This window comes from Aeromonas sp. Y293-4, from assembly GCF_027705905.1.
Classification (GTDB): domain Bacteria; phylum Pseudomonadota; class Gammaproteobacteria; order Enterobacterales; family Aeromonadaceae; genus Aeromonas; species Aeromonas veronii.
The window spans coordinates 235,679-256,316 of record NZ_JAPDCI010000004.1; the positions used below are offsets into that span (position 1 = coordinate 235,679).

Genomic DNA, 20,638 nt, shown 5'->3' on the forward strand with positions numbered 1-20,638 from the left:
ATTCATGCAGTTAGTCATTCGCGATGCCAACCAGGGCCCCTTTCTGACTCAGGTGCTGCGCTTTGGCCGCGACAACGAACTCTTGAGTCAGCAGCAGCTGGCCGCCATCAAGGGCAAGGCGGTGCTGATGAGCCTCAAATTCGCCGACAAGTACTACAACAAGTACAAGATGCACCTGCTGGAGCAGGCCGCCCACGACGTCATCGGCGTGGTGAGCCTCGGCCTGCAGGAGCTCTCGGCACGGGATCCGGCCAAGGCGCTAGCGCTGCTGCAGGCGCCGGAAGGCCCCATCAAGCCGTTCCAGAAGGGCTGGTCGATGCTCATCACCGTCAGCCCCAAGCAGGCTGGCAATAGCCTCTACGGTGATGTGGATGCCCGCCTGCTGGACAAGATCTCGAGCCCGCCCGATGTGGAGGAGTGGCAAGGGTGGCAGGAGTACGAGAAGGCGCTGACCGAGCACAAAAAGAGCCGCCTGATGGAGCTCATCGACCAGCACTTTTTCGCCTGCGAGAGCGACCACCCCACCATGGAGGACAAGCTGGCCGAAGCGCTGCTCTACCGCATCCTCTGCGGCAAGGGCAGTGGCGCCGCCCCGCTCAAGGTGAAGCAGGATCTCAAGCGCAAACTGGCGCGGGAGATTGAGCTCGACGAGAGCTGGTATGACACCGACTACCTCGCCGCCCAGCTCACCCTGATGCTGAACGCGCTGCCCGCCGACATGGCCGCCGCCCTGCGGCAGGAGCTGAGCCCGGGCTTTGTGCCCAACCTGCTGCACACCCTCGGCTTTGTGCGCCAGTACCAGCTGCTGCAAAAAGAGAACGCCTCACCGGAGAAGCTCGACAACATCGAGATGCGCGCCGGTCTCAAGCACCCGCTGCTCGGCTGGCCGCTCTACCACGACTTCTAAGGCCGCTTTCGCCGCCCATCAGTTGCACCACAACGCCCGGCCCTCCGGGCGTTGTTCTATCCTCCCCTCAACCTCTCGACAGCAAAGAGAGAACACACGCAAGTCACCCTGCTGCGACCCCTTCTCCTCCCGATATTTATTCACTCAATGCCCAAGGATGAATAAACAACCTGCAATACAACGGCTTGGGGCCAGCTGCGTTTCGGTACAACAAAGCGGGACGCAGATCCCGCCACAGCGCCATAATCGGCACCAAATAGCCGACTGGATCACATCAACCGTGCCGCAACCGCGTGGTAAGCCGAGCTAAAACCACGACTCAATCACGCATAAAAAGGCGGAATAGATCAATAAAAAGCAATTAATCGCGCCGGATTAAATTTCAGGTATGGCTATTTGCACCGCTTGGCCGCTAAATGACAGACCGGCCTTCAGACCAGCATGGAAGCGCACAAGGCTAACCGGCAGCAGACCGGTACGCTCTCAGGACGAGTAATGACTTTCTTCTCTCACAGGAGACAGACCGTGAGCGCTTCGAATCAACACCCCACCATTCCCCCCGGCTCCGGGGCGCTGTTCTTTATCCAGACCTTCTCGACCCTGGGGTTTGCCGTGCTCTACTCCACCCTGGTGCTCTACGCCACCAAACGGCTCGGCTTTAGTGAATCCCAGGCCAACGCCATGATGGGGGTCTTCGGGGCCTTCAACTATGGCCTGCACCTGTTTGGCGGTTATCTCGGCGGGCGCTACCTCAGCAACCGCAACCTGTTCGTGATGGGGATGGTGCTGCAGGTGATCGGCTGCTACTTCATCGCCGAGATGGGGATCACCGGCCTCTACTGGGGGCTCGCCATGTTCCTCACCGGCAGCGGCCTCAACGTCACCTGCCTCAACATGATGCTGACCCAGCGCTTCGCCCCGGATGATCACCGCCGCGAAAGTGCCTTCCTGTGGAACTACGCCGGGATGAATCTGGGCTTCTTTATCGGCTTCACGGTGGCGGGCTACTTCCAGCTCACCGAGGATTACCGCACCCTGTTCCTGTTTGCGACGCTGGGCAACATCATCGCCATCATCGCCACCTTCGCCTGCTGGCCGATTCTGGCGGATATCAGCACCCCGCTGCGCCATGTCAAAGGGAGCGGCTTCTACCGCCGCATGCTGGCCGGGATCGCCATTCTGGCTATGCTGGTGCCGGCGCTGCGCCTGCTGCTGACCCACGCCAGCTTCAGCGGCAGCTTCGTGCTGATCCTGGGGGCCGTGGTGCTGGTGCTGCTCTGCGTGATGACCGCCCGCCACCCGGACGCCGCCGAGCGCAGCCGCATGGTGGCCTACCTGATCCTCGCCCTTGGCTCCCTCATTTTCTGGTCGCTCTACCAGCTGGCGCCCATGGGGCTGATGCTCTTCTCCGAGCACAACATCAACCTCAATGTGTTCGGACTGCGGGTCGCCCCCCAGTGGATCCAGAACATCAACACCCTCGTCATCGTCATCGGTGGCCCCCTGATGGCGCTGCTGTTCAAGCGACTGCGTGAACAGGGTTGGAATATCGACATCCCTTCCCAGTTTGCAGCCTCGCTGTTTTGCATGGGGCTCGGCATGCTGGTGCTGCCGATCGGCATCCATCTGGCGGGGGCAGACGGACTGGTCGCCTTCAAGTGGATCGCCATCAGCTATGTACTGCAGAGTTTTGGCGAGCTGCTGATCTCCCCCATCGGCTACGCCATGATTGGCAAGCTGGCCCCCGCCAGCCTGCAAGGCTTGATGATGGGCTGCTGGATGATGGTGACTGGCATCGCCTCGGTGCTGGCGGGCTATGTCTCCGGCGCCATGCCGCAAAATATCGGCAGCACCCCGGTCGCCACCAACCCGGGCTACAGCTCGGTGTTCAATATGCTCGGCTGGGGCTCACTGGCGGGCGGCGTGGTGTTGCTCCTGCTGGTGCCCCGCCTGCGCCAGCTGATCGCCAGCAAGATAGCCCCGCAGGGTGCTGCCGTTACCGCGTGATCACCCCGCCGCGGCCAGGCAATAGTGCAGAGGGCCCTGCAATCATGGATTGCGGGGCCCTCTCTTTGGGCTGATTTCCTGTGGGCGGGGTGATCACCTCGGATCACGGCGGCGCCTCCTGCCTCTACAGTTTGATAAAATTTGCCGTCTTGTTGGTACGAAATTCCCGCTTGAGAACCTTGTTTACCCAGCTATAAAGGGCCTTGCGGTCGCCAAGCTGCTCTTCGTGATGATTAAAGCCATGTTCCGTCACCAAGTAACGCTGTTGCAGCGGCATATTGACGATACTGATCCAACGGTCACGTTTATAGGTGGAAAAGTCATTTTTTTAAATTCACCCTGCTCAACATAGCGCATCAAATAGGTCATGATATTATTGCTGGAAATTCGCATCTAGACTCCGTAATGGCCAAGCACTGCCTGCTGACGAGTTATGTGTCAATCAACCAGATTGGTCGCGGTCAACAATCTGACAAAGTCACGTTTAACAATGGCCTCTGAAATAAAGATCACTTTTATTTCGCCATCCTGTTGAATATATGCCGCACGAAAATTTTGCTGCTTGCAGGTAATTTTATATTCGAAAATCGTCTGCCCCTGATGCTTGGCCCCCCACGCGGCTTTAATCTTGTGGGGCCGCTGGCGGATCAGTTCCGGCAATTCATGATAAATATTCTTTTTTACCAGCTCGGCAAAGCGAATAAATCTCTTGAAAAATGAGCGAATGGCACCATTGTCATCAATGATCACCCGCATATTCTCAGCAAAGAGATCCATATATTTTTTTCCTCAAATTCTGCTGGCTAGCCATATCCACCCATTAGATATCTCTTATTATCATATCATTCAGCCAGGGGCGTGCATGTCTGATTTAAATGAACACCTTATTAAGCTGGTCTAATCACCTCGCGGGCTCAACCAGAAGGGGAAGACGGATCGGCGATAAGGGGAACAAACCATTATAGCAACCGCCATTGACAAGCCGCAGAGGATTAAATCAAGTAAGGGTGAGCAGGGTCGATTAGCGAAGCGTAATCGTCCACACCACAATCTCGGTGGCTACGGTGATAGAGAAGAGATCAGCTGGAGCACCAGTAGAATTGTGGCAACCTGTTTTCGCGATCTACGGCCCTATAAAAATAGACAACTTGCTTCATGACACTTTAATTTTAAAAAAAATAAATTTATGATAAACTCACTATGAGATTTATTTCATGCTAATTAACCAAACTGTTTTGACTAAGGTTTAAATATGCCTTTAAATAAAAAACAACAAGAGAAAGCCATAAACTACTTAAATGAGAAATGGCATGTAAAAATATGTCCAATTTGTCAAGGAACCAACTGGGACATTCACCCTGAACTGTATGAGCTTAGACAATTCAATGGGGGGAATATGGTGCTAGGTGGACCATTAATACCAATGTTAGTTGTTGAATGCACAAATTGTGGGAACACTATATCAATAAATGCAATGAGAGCTGGCATTGTTAACTTAGAGAATAGTGCGGAGTAAGAAATGAGTGGAACTAGTTTCGAATTTAAGGATACTCTATCTTACACAGCACCAGCAGCACCTGACTGCCTTATGGTTCCAGAAGTTCAGTGGGACGAGCTTCAATCTAACCTATCGAAAATAAATCCCTTTAGGGATAATTTGTTATGGGTTTTTTGTGGTATTTTTGGTGGTGGGGCGGTTAGTTGTTGGGCAACATACTTCACTATTTCTGACGTTGCTCTGACAGAGATAAAAAACAATTTTTTTAATGCTGGCATTATTTTACCAATAGCTGCATTGATATGTGTATTATTAGCTTTAAGGCTGGGATCAAATGTTACTGCGGATAACGTTAAAGGACAGATGGAAGTTCTAAAAAAAGGATTTAGAAGACTTACTACAAATAGCTAATTTATACTTACACAACAGGTTATATAGAAGGGCGCTTTCGCGCCCTTCTATATTAATTACCCTTCCTGATTTTCCCCGGCTACCGGTTCGGTTCCGGCGGCGGGTTCAATCTCGATACGATCGACGCGCTGCAAACCGCGGGGCAACTTGGCGCCACGGCGGCCGCGCTCGCCGCGGTAGTAGTCGAGATCAGAGGGTTTGAGGGTCAGCTTGCGCTTGCCGGCAAACAGGGTGACCGACTGGCCCTGCGGGATGACGGCGGCCATCACCACAAACTCCTCCCGCGCCTTGACCCGAGCAGAGGGGATGCTGATGAGCTTGTTGCCCTTGCCTTTGCCGAGTACCGGCAGGGTGTTGAGCGGGAACAGCAGCATGCGCCCCTCGTTGGAGATGGCCATGCAGAGATCGGTCTCCGGCGAGCCGATCTTCTGGGGTGCCATCACCTGCCCCCCTTCCGGCACGGTGAGCAGCGCCTTGCCGTTCTTGTTCTTGCCGATGAGATCGTCATAGGTGCAGACAAAGCCGTAACCGGCGTCGCTGGCGATCAGATATGGCTCACCCTCGTTGCCCATCACCAGATGACGCACCTCTTCACCGGCACCCAGCGCAAAGCGGCCGGTGAGCGGCTCGCCCTGACTGCGGGCGGATGGCAAGGTGTGAGATTCGAGGGCGTAGGTTCTCCCCAACGTGGAGAGGAACACCGCCTGCTGGTTGCTGCGGCCACAGGCGTGGGCCAGATAGCTGTCCCCCGCCTTGTAGGAGAGCCCCGCCACATCCACGTCGTGGCCCTTGGCGGCGCGCACCCACCCCTTGTCGGAGAGGATGACGGTGACCGGTTCGCTGGGAATAAGCTCCTTCTCGGTCAGCGCCACGGCGGTAGCACGCTCCACCAGCGGGGTGCGGCGATCGTCGCCGTACTTCTCGGCATCGGCCAGCAGCTCTTTCTTGAGCAGGGTGTTGAGGCGACGCTCGGAGCCCAAAATGAGTTCAAGCTTGTCTCGCTCTTCGGCCAGTTCGTTCTGTTCGGCGCGCAGCTTGAACTCTTCGAGCTTGGCCAGATGGCGCAGTTTCAGCTCGAGGATCGCTTCGGCCTGGGTCTCGGTAATGTTGAAGCGCTCCACCATCACCTTGCCCGGCTCATCCTCGGTACGGATGATCTCGATCACCTCGTCGATGTTGAGGTAGGCGATCAGCAGGCCTTCGAGGATGTGCAGGCGAGCCAGCACCTTGTCGAGGCGGAACTGCAGACGGCGACGCACGGTCTCGCGGCGGAACTGGATCCACTCGCTGAGGATGGTCTTGAGGCACTTCACCTGCGGCCGGTTGTCGAGGCCGAGGATGTTGAGGTTGACCCGGTAGTTCTTCTCCAAATCCGTGGTGGCGAACAGGTGGGCCATCAGCCCCTCTACATCCACCCGGTTGGAGCGCGGCACGATCACCAGACGGGTCGGGTTCTCGTGGTCAGATTCATCGCGCAGATCGGTGACCATCGGCAGCTTTTTCGCCACCATCTGGGCGGCAATCTGCTCCATGATCTTGGCGCCGGAGGCCTGATGAGGCAGTGCGGTGATGACGATATCGCCATCCTCCTCGCTCCAGACCGCCCGCTGCTTGATGGAGCCCTTGCCGGTCTCGTAGATTTTGCGGATATCGTCGCGCGGGGTGATGATCTCGGCGTTGGTCGGGTAGTCCGGCCCCTGAATGTGCTGCATCAATGCATCCAGCCCCGCATTGGGGTTGTCGAGCAGCTCGGCACAGGCGTAGGCCACTTCCCGCGCGTTGTGGGGCGGGATGTCAGTCGCCATGCCAACCGCGATACCGGTCACCCCGTTGAGCAGGATGTGCGGCAGGCGGGCGGGCAGCACCACCGGCTCCTTCATGGTGCCGTCGAAGTTCGGCGTCCACTCCACCGTGCCCTGACCAAGCTCCGAGAGCAGCAGCTCGGAGAAACGGGACAGGCGCGCCTCGGTATAACGCATGGCGGCGAAGGATTTGGGATCGTCCGGCGCACCCCAGTTACCCTGACCGTCCACCAGCGGGTAGCGGTAGGAGAAGGGCTGGGCCATCAGCACCATGGCTTCATAACAGGCGATGTCGCCGTGGGGGTGGTACTTACCCAGCACGTCACCCACGGTACGGGCGGACTTCTTGTGCTTGGAGAGGGCCGACAACCCCAACTCGCTCATGGCGTAGATGATGCGCCGCTGCACCGGTTTGAGGCCGTCGCCGATATGCGGCAAGGCCCGATCCATGATGACGTACATGGAGTAGTTCAAGTAAGCCTGTTCGGTAAAGGTGCGCATTGGCTGGCGCTCTACCCCGTCCAGACTGAGCTCGATAGCATCACTCATGTGATTTTCTCTTTCGGTTCGGGAGCCGCCACAGGGCGACTCCGGCTAAATGCTTGCCGGCCCCGACAGGGCCAGCCGACAGCTTAAATGATGGCGAGGTTGCCCTTCTCTTCCAGCCACTCGCGGCGATCACCCGCCCGCTTCTTGGCCAGCAGCATGTCCATCAGCTGCAGGGTCTCGTCAGCCGCATCCCCTTCGCTCTCCCCTGCCGGCTCCATAGTGAGCTGCACCAGACGGCGGGTGTTGGGATCCATGGTGGTTTCCCGCAGCTGTTTCGGGTTCATTTCGCCCAAGCCCTTGAATCGGGTCACCATCACCTTGCCTTTCTTCTTCTCGGCTTCGACCCGCTGCAGCACCCCGTTCTTCTCGTCCTCGTCGAGGGCGTAGTAGACCTCTTTACCGATATCGATCCGGTAGAGGGGCGGCATGGCCACATAGACGTGGCCCTTCTCCACCAGCGTGCGGAAGTGCTTCACAAACAGGGCGCAGAGCAGGGTGGCGATGTGCAGACCGTCCGAGTCCGCATCCGCGAGGATGCACACCTTGCCGTAGCGCAGGCCGCTAAGATCCTCGGAATCGGGGTCAAGCCCGATGGCGACCGAGATATCGTGAACTTCTTGCGAGGCGAGCACCTGACCGGCCTCCACCTCCCAGGTGTTCAGGATCTTGCCGCGCAGCGGCATGATGGCCTGGAACTCGCGATCCCGAGCCTGCTTGGCACTGCCGCCCGCGGAGTCACCCTCCACCAGGAACAGTTCGCCCTGCATGGGGTCGGCGCAGTTACAGTCGGTCAGCTTGCCGGGCAGCGCCGGGCCTTGGGTAATCTTCTTGCGCACCACCGTCTTGGCGGCGCGCATCCGGCGCTGGGCGCTGGAGATACAGATCTCGGCGATCTGCTCCGCCAGCTCGGTATTGCTGTTCAGATAGAGGCTGAAGGCATCCTTCACCACGCCGGAGACGAACGCCGAGCTCTGGCGGGAGGAGAGGCGCTCTTTGGTCTGACCGGCAAACTGCGGATCCTGCATCTTGATGGAGAGGATGTAGGCGCAGCGATCCCAGATATCTTCCGGAGTCAGCTTGACCCCGCGCGGCAACAGGTTGCGGAACTCGCAGAACTCGCGCATGGCGTCGAGCAGGCCCTGACGCAGGCCGTTGACGTGAGTACCGCCCTGCGCGGTGGGAATGAGGTTCACATAGGATTCGGCAAGGCATTCGCCCCCTTCCGGCAACCAGCAGAGCGCCCAGTCCACCGCCGACTGTTCGGAGCTGAACGAGCCGATAAAGGGCTGCTCCGGCAGGCAGGTGAACTGCTTGACCGCGTCGACCAGATAATCCTTGAGGCCATCTTCGTAGCACCACTCCAGCTTGATGCCGGTGTTCTTGTCGAGGAACTTGATGGTGAGGCCGGGGCAGAGCACGGCCTTGGCTTTGAGCAGGTGCTCCAGCTTGGTGACCGAGAACTTGGGCGAATCGAAGTAGCTCGCCTGCGGCCAGAAACGCACCCGGGTGCCGGTGTTGCGGCGGCCGCAGGTGCCGGTGATGGTCAGCTCCTGCACCTTGTCGCCACGTTCGAAGGCGATGTCGTAGACCTGACCGTCGCGACGCACCGTCACCTCGACCCGATCGGAGAGGGCGTTTACGACCGAAATACCCACCCCGTGCAGACCGCCGGAGAACTGGTAGTTCTTGTTGGAGAATTTGCCGCCCGCGTGCAGCTTGCAGAGGATCAGCTCCACCCCGCTGACACCCTCTTCCGGGTGGATATCGACCGGCATGCCGCGGCCGTCGTCGATCACCTCGAGGGACTGATCTTCATGCAGGATCACCTCCAGATTGCGGGCGTGACCTGCCAGCGCTTCATCGACGCTGTTGTCGATGACCTCCTGGCCGAGGTGATTGGGCCGGGTGGTGTCGGTATACATGCCGGGGCGGCGACGCACCGGCTCAAGGCCATTGAGGACCTCAATGGCATCCGCATTGTATTGAGTAGACATGGAGGGCCTTGCGAATTGACGTTTGGAGGGAATCTTAACTGCTAGGCGGGGGTAGAACAAACTCCCCGCACCGAAAGCTTGATCTGGAGAAGAACAAGCAGGGCGAGACCGCCCTTATTGACTCAAACCTGACTATAACCCGAGGAAACGGATGATCTGGGCGGGGTAGCGCTCGAACGCGACAAAGGCGTGGTCGCCGCCGCACTCCAGCGAGAGGCGGGCAAAGCGGTATTCATCCAGCGCTTTGCGATAGTCGAGCACCTCGTCCTCCTGCTGTTGCAGCACCCAGAGCCGATCGGGGGCGCTCACAGGTACCGCCAGTGCCCGCAGCTCATCCATATGTTCAGACCGCAGTTCGTACTGCTCCCCGGTATAGGGATTGGTCTGGGGGCCGAGGTAGTCACAGAGCAGTTCGTGCGGGCGCACCGCCGGATTGATCAGCGCGGCGCGGCAGCCGTACTGCTCGCTCACCCGGGTCGCCATAAAGCCGCCGAGGGAGCTGCCCACGGCGCCGAGCTTGTATTCACTGCCATAACGACGCTGCAGATCGGCGATAGTCTGCTCAATAGCCGCCCAGGCCGCCGCAGGGGTGTTGGGCTGGGCCGGGATCACCACCTCGATATCGGGTCTGTGTTCTGCCACCCAGGCAGCCATCTGCTGCGCCTTGGCAGAACTGGGTGAGGAGTTGAAACCGTGCAGATAAAGGAGAACCGACTTCATGGAATGCTCTCCTTAATAACCGGTGGCGTTGGGGTCGGGTACAAACTGCCCCACCGGCAGGCGCCACACCTCGCTGGCCACCCGCCCATCCGGATAGAGGGTCAGATAACGCCAGCCCGGGCCGGACTCGTCCAGCGCGAAGCCGTCGGATAGCGGTTTGAACTGAATGCAAGTCGATGGGCTGGCAATCAGCCGCACTCCGCGGTGCACCTCGTCAAACTCCTGATGGACGTGGCCGAACAGGATGGTCTTCTGCTGCGGATGACGAGCCAGCACGGCGAACAGGTCATCGGCATTCTTGAGATTGTGCTGGTCCAGCCAGGCGCAGCCCACCGGCACCGCCTGATGGTGCAGAGTGATAAGAGCGTGGCGATCAGGATATTGACGCAGGGCACGGTCGAGGGCGGCCAGTTGGTGATCGCCAATCATGCCGTGGGGTTTGCCGCGCACCTGGGTGTCGAGCAGGATCACCTGCCAGTGGTCACCCACCAGCTGCTTGGATTCGCTGATCCCGGCGGCATGGAGATATTCGGTCATCAGCGGGCTGTCATCGTGATTGCCGGGCAGCCAGTAGATGGGGCGGCCCAGGGGCGCCATCATGGAGGCGAAACGCTGATAGGATTCCGGGCTGTGATCCTGCGACAGATCGCCGGTCGCCAGAATCACCTCGTAGGGGTGTTCATTGGCCTGCACCTGTTCCAGCACGGCGGCCAGACTCTCTGCGGTGCGCACAGCCAACAGCCGCCCTTCGGCACTCGCGAAGAGGTGGGTGTCGGTAATTTGCAACAGGCGCACACTGCCGTCCTGCGCCTGGGGGAGCTCTGTTTCCAAAATCACGCTTCTTTTTATTTGTTCAACTGGAGATATTGATCGGGCTGGTACCATGTCTGAGACAAAATTTTAGCCATTCGGCCAGAAACAGATTTACCTGCTCCTTTTCGTCCCGCTGGTGCATCTTTTTATTGGGATAATCATAACGTGGTTGCAAACGGGAAATCTGTTGCGCTGCACACACTTCCGCCATCCGCACATCATGATACAAACGAATCTCTATCTGAGCTTGTAAATATTCGGGCAATTCGGGGTTGTGCTGGCTCAGGATCACCTGATTGGTGAAGCGACTCTCGCCAATGATGGTGAGCTGGAACTGCAGATCGTTGCCGACCCGATAGCGACGCTCGGCTCCCACCTCCCCATCTGGCGGCAGCAGTTTCATCAACGCCATGTAGTTGACCTCGCAGGTACGCTGCAAGGACATCAGATCAGGCACATAGCGCCTGCTCTGTTGCAGGGTCAGCGCCACCTCAGCGATCCGCCAGCCAGCGGGCGCGCAGCTCGCCGTGGTTGAGAGCCAGCCACTGCAGGGCAATGACCGAGGCCGCATTGTCGATGCGTCCCTCTTTGAGCCAGGCGTAGGCCTGTTCGCGGCTCACCACGTGCACCCGGATATCCTCGCCTTCATCAGCCAGACCGTGCAGGCCGCTCGCCTTGCTGGCATCCACCTCGCCCACAAAGACCTCGATCCGCTCGGTGCTGCCGCCCGGGCTCACCAGATAGCTGATGGCATGCTCGCAGCGGGCCACCTCGATCCCGGCCTCTTCCACCGCTTCGCGGCGCACCACCGCCTCGGCGGTCTCCCCTTCGTCGATAATGCCGGCCACCAGCTCCAGCAGCCAGGGGGTCGGGCTGGTCTCCATGGCGCCGATGCGGAACTGCTCCACCAGCACTATCTGGTCGCGCACCGGATCATAGGGAAGCAGCGCGGCAGCATGGCCCCGCTCGAACAGCTCGCGCACGATGGGCTGGTTCCAGCCGCCCGCAAATAACCGATGCTGCAAACGATAGACGTTCACCTTGAAGAAGCCGTTATATCCAGCTGATTTTTCAATGATTTTTACATCATCGGCGGCGTAATGCCGATCTTGCGGCAAGGGTTGCTGCGACATCTGGGGCTCCCGTCAGCTTGACTTGTATCAGTTTGACCATAAAATCCGAGGAACATGAATGAACGTTCATTCACTCGGCGTGCCATGGTAATGAGGGGTGGATTTTAGCAGCCACAGACCATTTGGCTAGGCGCGCGGGGAGAAAACTGCGTCCGGTTCTTGACGTTCCCGTCACCGGACCTGAGACTCTTAGCATTAAATTTTGCTTATAGTAGAGTGATTAAGCTGCAATCAAGCTTGGTCGGTGACAATATTTGCCTCTCCAGCAACCAGTTTGGGTTACTACATAAGGTTAAAACGATCTATGAAAAGAACACTTTTGTCAGTCATGGTGTTGCTGGGCGTCAGTGCCGGTGCCCATGCCGAAAACCTGCTCGACATCTACCAGCAAGCCCAGATCAAAGACCCGCAGTTGCTGCAGTCCAAAGCCGTTCGCGACCAGGCCTTCGAGAAGATCAACGAATCCCGTGCCCCTCTGCTGCCCCAGATCGATCTGGGTGCCGGGCTCAATTATCTGCAAAACAAGAACGATACCCAGAGCAATACCAACGCCAAGGGTGAGGTGACGCTGTCGCAATCCCTCTATCGTCGCAGTAACTGGGTCAATCTGGATATCAGCGAGAAGCAGGCCACCCAGTCAGATGTCGCCTACAACCTCGAGATCCAGAACCTGATGGTGCGCACCGCCAAAGCCTACTTTGATGTGCTCAAGGCGATGGATACCCTGGAGTTCGTCCGTGCCAACAAGGTTGCGGTAGAGCGTCAGCTGGAGCAAACCCAGCAGCGTTTCGAAGTGGGCCTGACCGCCATCACCGACGTCCATGAAGCCGAAGCCTCCCGCGACCAGGCGCTGGCTGACGAGATCAATGCAGAAAACTCGCTGGACAACAGCTACGAGACCCTGCGCGAGCTGACCGGTATCGATCACCGCAATCTGGACGTGCTGAACACAGATCGTTTCAGCCCGCAGAAGACCGCCTTCGGCTCCGACAAGTGGCTGGAGCTGGCGCTGGACAAGAACCTGCAACTGCACAGTGCCCGCATCAGCAAGGACATTGCCAAGGAGCAGATCGATCTCGCCAAGACCGGCCATGAGCCGACTCTGGATCTCGGTGCCGGACTGCAAACCAGCAATACCGATTACAAGCTGGATAGCATTCCGGGCGGCAATGACAATCAGGCCAATATCGGCCTGACCTTCAAGCTGCCCATCTACAGCGGTGGCGCCACCAGCTCCAAGGTGAAACAGGCTCAATACAACTACGTAGCGGCCAGCGAACTGCTGGAGAAGAACTTCCGCTCGGTGCAGAGCACAGTGCGCTCCTCCTACAACAACGTGAACGCCAGCATCGGCTCGGTACGTGCCTACAGCCAGTCTGTGGTTTCCGCCGACAGCGCCCTGAAGGCGACCGAAGCCGGTTACGAAGTGGGTACCCGTACCATCGTCGACGTGCTGGACTCCACTCGCAAGCTGTACGAGGCCAAGCAGAAGCTCTCCGAAGCCCGTTACAACTACATTCTCAATATCCTGAGCCTGAAACAGGCTGCCGGTATTCTGGAAGCGCAGGATCTGGTGGAAGTAAACCAGGGTCTAATGCCTGCCACGGCAAAAGCCAGAGGCTGATAGCCGCTATCGGACATGAAAAAGGCGACCGCAAGGTCGCCTTTTTGTTATCCGTATTTCTGTCGGCTTGCTACCGCCGATAGAGAGCCCCGCCAGATTGCGGGGCCAGTGGCGCGTTAGCCGCGCTCGCGGATCGTCTTGATGATGTCGGTGGTGGAGCAGCCATCCTCGAAGTTGAGAACTCGCACCTGGCCGCCATTGGCGGTCACCTCGGCGTAACCGGCGATATCTTCCGGCTTGTAGTCGCCGCCCTTGACCAACAGGTCGGGCAGGATTTCGGCGATCAGGCGCTGCGGGGTATCCTCGGAGAAGGGCACAACCCAGTCCACCGCGCCCAGCGCAGCCAGTACGGCCATGCGGCGCTCAGTCGGGTTGACCGGACGACCCGGCCCTTTCAGACGGCGAACCGACTCGTCGGTGTTGACCGCCACGATCAGGCGATCCCCAAGCTTGCCGGCATTGGCCAGATAGGAGACATGGCCGGCGTGCAGGATGTCGAAGCAGCCGTTAGTCATCACCACCTTCTCGCCACGCAGACGGGCGGCACGAACCGCTACTTTCAGCTGGGCTTCGGACATGACGCCGAAGCCGGTCTCCTGCTCGGTGTAAAGTGCATTGGCCAGCTCGACCGGACTGACGGTGGAGGTACCCAGCTTGCCGACCACGATACCGGCAGCGGTATTGGCCAGCGCGCAGGCTTCGTCCAGGCTCTTGCCTGCCGCCAGTGAGGTAGCCAGAGTGGAGATGACGGTATCACCGGCACCGGTCACATCATAAACCTCGTGGGCCTGAGCCGGCAGATGCAGCTCCGGCTGACCTTCGCGGATCAGGGTCATGCCGTTCTCGGAACGGGTAACCAGCAGGGCATCCAGCTCGAAACGCTTGACCAGATCCAGTCCCTTGGCGACCAGCTCCTCTTCGCTCTTCACCTTGCCCACCACGGCCTCGAACTCGGACATGTTGGGGGTCAGCAGGGTGGCACCGCGGTACTTCTCGAAGTCGGTACCCTTGGGGTCGACCAGCACCGGAATACCGGCGGCACGGGCGCGCTGGATCATGCCGGGCACATCGTTGAGAGCACCCTTGCCATAGTCGGAAAGGATCATCACGTCGCTGTTTGGCAGCGCCTGCTCGACCTTGCTCATCAGCAGAGTGGCATCGACGGAGTGGAAGGGCTCTTCAAAGTCCAGACGCAGCAGCTGCTGGTTGCGGGACAGCACCCGCAGCTTGGTGATAGTCGGGAAGTCGGCCAGACGAACGAAATCACAGGCCACCTTGACGCCAGCCATTTGGCCAGCCAAGGCATCGGCAGCCTCGTCCTGACCGGTCAGGCCAAGCAGCACAGCGTGGGCGCCAAGGGCAGCGGAGTTGAGGGCCACGTTGGCCGCGCCACCGGGACGCTCCTCAATGTGTTCAACCTTGACCACGGGCACCGGCGCCTCGGGGGAGATCCGACCGGTAGGGCCATGCCAGTAACGGTCCAACATGACATCGCCAACGACCAGAACGCGGGCTTTTTCAAAATCGGGCAGGGTGATCTTCATCTGTATCGACTCTCAAAACCTGAAAAATCAGCGGGCGATTTTATCACACTCTTTTATCCGGTGTAGAAAAAGCCGACCGCAGTTGCCGCCGCTGTCACGCTAACCGGACGCAGGCTACCCCTCTGACCAGCACACAGCCATTCGCCCCCGCCCCCTCTTTTCGGCTAGAATCCCCCGATTGTGTTTGCGAACAAGAGATTAGCCATGGCCCATGACAACGCTCCCCGCCTGGAGCCCCGCCTGTTTCATCCCCGTTACTGGGCCAGCTGGTTCGGCCTCGGCCTGCTCTGGCTGCTGACCCTGCTGCCGTGGCGCAGCCAGATGTGGCTGGGCCGTCAGCTCGGTCGCCTCGCCGCCAAGATTTTGAAGTCCCGGGTCAAGATTGCCCGTCGCAATCTGGAGCTGGCGATGCCCGAGCTGACCCGGGATGAGCGGGAGAAACTGCTTAAGGCAAACTTCGAGAGCGTGGGCTGCGCCGTGTTCGAGGTGGGAATCGCCTGGTTCTGGCCAGACTGGCGGATGCGCAACCTGATGAAGGTGGAAGGGGAAGAGCACGTCATCGCCGCCATGGAAAAAGGTCAGGGCATGCTGCTGCTCTCCTGCCACTTCCTGACGCTGGAACTCAACGCCCGCTGTTTCGGGCTGGTGCGCCCCGGCGTGGGGGTCTATCGCCCCAACACCAATCCGGTGCTGGAGTATGCCCAGTATCACGGTCGCTGCGCCTCCAACAAATATCTGGTAGACCGGATGGATGTGAAGGGGATGATCAAGGCGCTGCGCAACGGCGACGCCCTCTGGTACGCGCCGGATCACGACTACGGCAGCCACGCCAGCGTGTTCGTGCCTTACTTCGCGGTGGAGCAGGCCGCCACCATCACCGGCACCGCCACCCTGGCGCGGGTGAAGAACACCGTCACCCTCCCCTGCTACAACATCCGCACCAGAGAGGGTTACACCCTGCATATCGGGGCACCGCTCGCCGACTACCCCAGCGGTGACGACATGATCGATGCCGCCCGCGCCAACCGCGAGATTGAAGCCGCTGTGCGCAAGGCGCCGGAGCAGTACATGTGGCTCCATCGCCGCTTCAAGACCCGCCCCTCCCCCGAGGATGCCGGCTTCTACTGAGCCGCAGCCCCGACAGGGGCCAGATCGCAAAAACTGACAAACCGCCTGCTGGCGGTTTGTTTTTATCTGCAATCTGGCCTGCGCGGCAAACAAGCGCCCCGAACATCTGCCGCTCGATAACATCCTGCATGTTGGCGCCCATTCCCACCAGCCAGCAGCAAAAGAGCCCTCATCACCGACCGTAAAAACTGAAAGCGGGTTACAAATTTATTGATTCATTGATAAACAATGGAGTGTTTCGATAGATCCATCGTCACCACCCGCTGATGAGTAATTGAGTGATTTGTCCCATTCGAATACAAAAACTGAATTTGTGATGCAAATCACCTTTGCGCGAAGGAGCGGCAAAGTTGAATTGGTGATCTAAACCACAAAAAATGGTCATTCAAAACAGAAAAGATCGAAATGTAGCCGAATTACAGCATGCGAATGTGACGCGGGTCACTGGTTCTGGAGGGGGTATCGCTGGGTATCTGAGAGCTGGATCACAAGATACCCCGTTTTCAGCCTAATTTGATCGCAAGCTGGTAGATTGAAGTTGCTTAGACGACCGGGATGGCGGTTCGGCAAAACCGGCCATCCCGACTACCACTTTTAATCAAACAGGCTTAAAACGGGGTCCCGACATGTTATCACCGGATACCAAAGTCAAGATACAGAATTTTGGACGCTTCCTGTCCAATATGGTCATGCCCAACATAGGCGCCTTTATCGCCTGGGGCTTTATCACCGCCCTCTTCATCCCCACCGGCTGGCTGCCCAATGAAACCTTGGCCAAGCTGGTCGGCCCCATGATCACCTACCTGCTGCCGCTGCTGATTGGCTACACCGGCGGCAAACTGATGGGCGGTGAGCGTGGCGGCGTGGTCGGTGCCATCACCACCATGGGTGTCATCGTGGGAACCGATATCCCCATGTTCATGGGTGCCATGATGGTCGGCCCGCTCGGTGGCTGGGCCATCAAGCGCTTCGACAAGGCGATGGACGGTCGCGTCAAGAGCGGCTTCGAGATGCTGGTCAACAACTTCTCCGCTGGCCTTATCGGCATGCTGCTGGCCATCCTCGCCTTCTTCGTGATTGGCCCCTTCGTCAAGGTGCTCTCCGGCCTGCTGGCCGGTGGCGTCGGCTTCCTGGTGGAAAACCACATGCTGCCGCTCACCTCCATCTTCGTCGAACCGGCCAAGATCCTGTTCCTCAACAACGCCATCAACCACGGCATCTTCTCGCCGCTGGGGATTCAGCAGGCGACCGAGCACGGCAGCTCCATCTTCTTCCTGATTGAAGCGAACCCGGGCCCGGGCATGGGTGTGCTGCTGGCCTACATGGTGTTCGGTCGTGGTGCGGCCAAGCAGTCCGCGGCTGGCGCCTCCATCATTCACTTCTTCGGCGGCATCCACGAGATCTACTTCCCGTACGTGCTGATGAATCCGCGCCTCATTCTGGCGGTGATCGCCGGTGGCATGACCGGGGTCTTTACCCTGACCCTGTTCAACGCTGGTCTGGTCTCCCCCGCGTCGCCGGGCTCCATCTTCGCCGTGCTGTTGATGACGCCGAAAGCTTCCCTGATCGGGGTCGCCCTCTCCATCATCAGCGCCACTCTGGTCTCCTTCCTGGTCGCCGCCGTATTCGTTCGCGCCCAGCAGCCGGAAGCGGACGAGGCCGATGCCCTCGGTGAAGCCACTCGCAAGATGAAAGCCATGAAGGGAGGCAAACCCGAAACCGCATCGGCCAAGAAGCCGGGCGGCGAACTGATGGCGGTACGCAATATCGTGGTCGCCTGCGATGCGGGCATGGGCTCCAGCGCCATGGGCGCCGGCATGCTGCGCAAGCGGGTGCAGGCCGCAGGGCTCGATATCAGCGTCACCAACCGCGCCATCGATCAGCTCGATGATCAGGTGGACTGGGTCATCACTCACAAGGATCTAACCGAGCGGGCCCGTCGCCATGCGCCGAACGCTCACCATATCTCGCTCACCAACTTCCTCGACAACGGCCTCTATCAGGAGCTGGTACAGAGCCTGAGCAGTGCCGCCAACGATGATGTAGCCAACCCGCAACTGTTGGTGGCCGCCAACGACGACAGCTACGAACCGCAAGCGGCCGAGGTCTTTACCCTGAGCCGTCATGACGTGCATCTGGGACTGAAAGCGGACAACAAGGAGGCCGCCATCCTGACCGCAGGCCGACTGCTGGCCGAGCGCGGCTACGTGGCGCCCGACTACGTCAACGCCATGCTGGAGCGGGAACAGCTGGTCTCCACCTACCTCGGCGAGTCCATCGCCGTGCCGCACGGCACCATCGCCGCCAAGGAGTTTGTGAAGCGTACCGGCATCGTCATCTGCCAGTACCCGGCCGGGGTCGCCTTTGGCGAGGCTGCCGATGAGGTAGCACGGCTGGTGATCGGTATCGCCGCCCGCAACGACGAACACATGCAGGTGATAACCCGCCTGACCAATGCACTGGATGAACCCGGTCTCATCGACCGGCTGGCCAGCACCACGGATCCCCAGGCCTTCCTGGATCTGCTGGGTGCCGAACAGGCTGCGTAATCATCTTTCATCGTCTTTGGTTCAAGAGGTTAATATCATGAAAACATTGCATTTTGGTGCTGGTAACATCGGTCGCGGCTTTATCGGTAAAGTACTGGCGGATGCCAGCCATCAGGTCACCTTCGCCGACGTCAACGACACCCTGATCGACCAGCTCAACCACCGTCAGGAGTACAAGGTCCATGTGGTGGGAGCGGATCAGAAACTGGACGTGGTACGCAACGTGGCGGCGGTGAGCTCCGCCGGTCACGAGGTGATCGCCCGCATCATCACCGCCGATCTGGTCACCACCGCAGTCGGCCCCAACATTCTGGACAAGATTGCCAGCACCCTGGCCAAGGGGCTGCAGGCCCGCTTCGATGCCGGCAACCTGACACCGCTCAACGTCATCGCCTGCGAAAACATGGTGCGCGGCACCAGCCACCTCAAGCAGGAGGTACTCAAGTACCTGCCGGTCGCGTATCATGCCACGCTCGAATCCTGCATCGGCTTCGTCGACTCGGCGGTGGATCGCATCGTGCCGCCCGCCGCAGCTGCCAACGATGACCCGCTGGAGGTGACGGTCGAGAGCTTCAGCGAGTGGATCGTCGACCAGACCCAGTTCAAGGGAGAGCTGCCACAGGTGGCGGGCATGGAACCCACCGACAACCTGATGGCCTTCGTCGAGCGCAAGCTGTTCACCCTCAACACCGGCCACATCGTCACCGCCTATCTCGGCAAACTGCGGGGCTACCGCACAGTGCGCGAGGCGATCGAAGATCCGGTGATCCGCAGCAAGGTGCGCCGCGCCATGGAGGAGAGCGGTGCCGTACTGGTGAAACGCTACGGCTTCGACCCGCGTCTGCACGCCGCCTACATCGAGAAGATCCTGGCCCGCTTCGCCAACCCCTATCTGGTGGACGAGATTGACCGGGTCGGTCGTCAGCCGCTGCGCAAGCTGGCGGCGGGAGATCGACTGGTGAAGCCGCTGCTGGGCACCCTGGAGTACGGCCTGCCCAACGAGCAGTTGCAGGAGGGGATCGCCGCGGCGCTCCACTATCGCAATGCCGATGACCCGCAGGCGGTGGAGCTGCAAGCCCTGCTGGCGGAGCTTGGCCCGGCCAAAGCGCTGGCCCGCGTCACCGGACTGGATGAAGAGAGCGAAGTGGTTCGCGCCATCGTCGCCCGTTACGAAACCCTGTAATAACCCTGCTTGCGGCGCATTCAGCCACCACTGATAGCGCGCCAAGCGCTTGAATGGCAAGGGAATGTGCCCCATATGATAAAAACCGGGAGAGAGGCCCACTCTCTCCCTGTCAGCTGGACCCAATGCACCTATGACCACACACCAGGAAGATGAAGTACTGGAACGACTGAATGAGCAGGATGGCCCCCGCGGCTTCTTTCTCGAAGCCGTGACCATCCTGGAAGAGGCGGTCGACTCCCTGATGCGACGCGCGTTCCGTCAGGAGGAGTATGCCGTCAAATACGCCATCGAACCCCTGCTCAACCAGAGCGGCCCCCTCGGCCAGCTGGAGGTGCGCCTCAAGCTCATCTTCGCCCTCGGCCTCATCTCACTCGAGCGCTATCAGGATATCGAAGCCTATATCAAGATCCGCGACTTTCTGGTGCGCGACCCCAAGGATTACCGCTTCAGCAACAAGCCGATCCGCGATCTGCTCGACCGCCTGCACGGGGTCAATCAGGGCGGCATGATGAAGCTGGAGCCCCCCGCCAGCGAAGAGGATTGGGCCTTCTACCAGATGCAGCTCAACCGGCTCGATCAGATGGTGCGCTCCGCACTGGTACTGGCGCTGGCCGACTGTGTCGGCGAGCTCCACAAGGAGAGCCCCATCTAATCCGGCCCCGAGGCCACCCCATCACCACGGTTGGCGTCTGGCTGGCGCCCTGCACACCACAGCCAGCCACCATGACGCCGACTGTCGCACATCTCCCCATCCCGGCCATGATGCACGCTCC

The 20,638-nt window shown here is 59.2% G+C and carries 17 protein-coding genes; 8 read left to right on the forward strand and 9 right to left on the reverse strand.

Translation table 11 applies throughout. The features are described 5' to 3' along the window. Nucleotides 1-4 precede the first annotated feature (4 nt). A complete protein-coding gene (atcC, locus tag OKC31_RS06915; RefSeq protein WP_247823511.1) occupies nucleotides 5-907 on the forward strand; it encodes a cold adaptation protein AtcC in 903 nt (300 codons plus the stop codon). Between the two features lie 525 nt (nucleotides 908-1,432). Continuing rightward, nucleotides 1,433-2,914, forward strand: a complete 1,482-nt coding sequence (locus OKC31_RS06920; RefSeq protein ID WP_270656558.1) for a peptide MFS transporter — start codon at nucleotides 1,433-1,435, stop codon at nucleotides 2,912-2,914. Nucleotides 2,915-3,038: 124 nt separating this feature from the next. On the opposite strand, the gene OKC31_RS06925 is transcribed toward OKC31_RS06920, so the two are convergent. Together OKC31_RS06925 and OKC31_RS06930 are read right to left on the reverse strand one after the other, a co-directional pair. Then, nucleotides 3,039-3,191, reverse strand: coding sequence for a hypothetical protein (locus tag OKC31_RS06925; RefSeq protein ID WP_270656559.1), 153 nt, complete (start codon nucleotides 3,189-3,191; stop codon nucleotides 3,039-3,041). A 161-nt stretch (nucleotides 3,192-3,352) separates the two neighbouring features. Continuing rightward, on the reverse strand, nucleotides 3,353-3,691 hold the full coding sequence (locus tag OKC31_RS06930; protein WP_270656561.1) for a hypothetical protein: 339 nt from the start codon (nucleotides 3,689-3,691) through the stop codon (nucleotides 3,353-3,355). A gap of 742 nt (nucleotides 3,692-4,433) precedes the next feature. Here OKC31_RS06930 and OKC31_RS06935 point away from each other — a divergent pair. Continuing rightward, nucleotides 4,434-4,823 carry a hypothetical protein gene (locus OKC31_RS06935; protein WP_270656563.1) on the forward strand — a complete coding sequence of 130 codons (390 nt, stop codon included), beginning with the start codon at nucleotides 4,434-4,436 and terminating at the stop codon, nucleotides 4,821-4,823. 56 nt (nucleotides 4,824-4,879) lie between these two features. Here the strand turns inward: OKC31_RS06935 and parC are convergent, their stop codons facing one another. From parC to nudF, 6 genes are all read right to left on the reverse strand, one after another. After that, on the reverse strand, nucleotides 4,880-7,174 hold the full coding sequence (gene parC, locus OKC31_RS06940) for a DNA topoisomerase IV subunit A (RefSeq protein ID WP_270656564.1): 2,295 nt from the start codon (nucleotides 7,172-7,174) through the stop codon (nucleotides 4,880-4,882). A gap of 83 nt (nucleotides 7,175-7,257) precedes the next feature. Further along, the gene (gene parE, locus OKC31_RS06945) at nucleotides 7,258-9,168 is read right to left on the reverse strand and encodes a DNA topoisomerase IV subunit B (protein ID WP_270656565.1); all 1,911 of its coding nucleotides are present in this window, start codon (nucleotides 9,166-9,168) and stop codon (nucleotides 7,258-7,260) included. Nucleotides 9,169-9,300: 132 nt separating this feature from the next. After that, complete coding sequence (locus tag OKC31_RS06950; protein ID WP_270656566.1) at nucleotides 9,301-9,888, reverse strand: YqiA/YcfP family alpha/beta fold hydrolase; 588 nt, start codon at nucleotides 9,886-9,888, stop codon at nucleotides 9,301-9,303. Between the two features lie 12 nt (nucleotides 9,889-9,900). Next, nucleotides 9,901-10,719, reverse strand: a complete 819-nt coding sequence (gene cpdA, locus OKC31_RS06955) for a 3',5'-cyclic-AMP phosphodiesterase (RefSeq protein WP_041202814.1) — start codon at nucleotides 10,717-10,719, stop codon at nucleotides 9,901-9,903. 22 nt (nucleotides 10,720-10,741) lie between these two features. Continuing rightward, a complete protein-coding gene (locus OKC31_RS06960; protein WP_202411252.1) occupies nucleotides 10,742-11,146 on the reverse strand; it encodes a DUF1249 domain-containing protein in 405 nt (134 codons plus the stop codon). Nucleotides 11,147-11,192: 46 nt separating this feature from the next. After that, nucleotides 11,193-11,834, reverse strand: a complete 642-nt coding sequence (gene nudF / locus OKC31_RS06965) for an ADP-ribose diphosphatase (protein WP_064335385.1) — start codon at nucleotides 11,832-11,834, stop codon at nucleotides 11,193-11,195. A gap of 304 nt (nucleotides 11,835-12,138) precedes the next feature. On the opposite strand from nudF, the gene tolC reads away from it, so the two are divergent. Further along, on the forward strand, nucleotides 12,139-13,458 hold the full coding sequence (gene tolC, locus OKC31_RS06970) for an outer membrane channel protein TolC (RefSeq protein WP_139440922.1): 1,320 nt from the start codon (nucleotides 12,139-12,141) through the stop codon (nucleotides 13,456-13,458). A 116-nt stretch (nucleotides 13,459-13,574) separates the two neighbouring features. Here tolC and hldE read toward each other — a convergent pair whose 3' ends face one another. Continuing rightward, nucleotides 13,575-15,002, reverse strand: a complete 1,428-nt coding sequence (gene hldE / locus OKC31_RS06975; RefSeq protein ID WP_139440921.1) for a bifunctional D-glycero-beta-D-manno-heptose-7-phosphate kinase/D-glycero-beta-D-manno-heptose 1-phosphate adenylyltransferase HldE — start codon at nucleotides 15,000-15,002, stop codon at nucleotides 13,575-13,577. Nucleotides 15,003-15,206: 204 nt separating this feature from the next. Here hldE and lpxL point away from each other — a divergent pair, with 204 nt between their 5' ends. From lpxL to OKC31_RS06995, 4 genes are all read left to right on the forward strand, one after another. Beyond that, nucleotides 15,207-16,130, forward strand: a complete 924-nt coding sequence (gene lpxL / locus OKC31_RS06980; RefSeq protein ID WP_139440920.1) for an LpxL/LpxP family Kdo(2)-lipid IV(A) lauroyl/palmitoleoyl acyltransferase — start codon at nucleotides 15,207-15,209, stop codon at nucleotides 16,128-16,130. A 626-nt stretch (nucleotides 16,131-16,756) separates the two neighbouring features. Then, on the forward strand, nucleotides 16,757-18,679 hold the full coding sequence (locus OKC31_RS06985) for a PTS mannitol transporter subunit IICBA (protein ID WP_270656567.1): 1,923 nt from the start codon (nucleotides 16,757-16,759) through the stop codon (nucleotides 18,677-18,679). Between the two features lie 37 nt (nucleotides 18,680-18,716). Then, complete coding sequence (locus OKC31_RS06990; RefSeq protein ID WP_201988015.1) at nucleotides 18,717-19,862, forward strand: mannitol-1-phosphate 5-dehydrogenase; 1,146 nt, start codon at nucleotides 18,717-18,719, stop codon at nucleotides 19,860-19,862. A gap of 133 nt (nucleotides 19,863-19,995) precedes the next feature. Further along, nucleotides 19,996-20,517, forward strand: a complete 522-nt coding sequence (locus OKC31_RS06995; RefSeq protein ID WP_270656568.1) for an MltR family transcriptional regulator — start codon at nucleotides 19,996-19,998, stop codon at nucleotides 20,515-20,517. Nucleotides 20,518-20,638 lie beyond the last annotated feature (121 nt).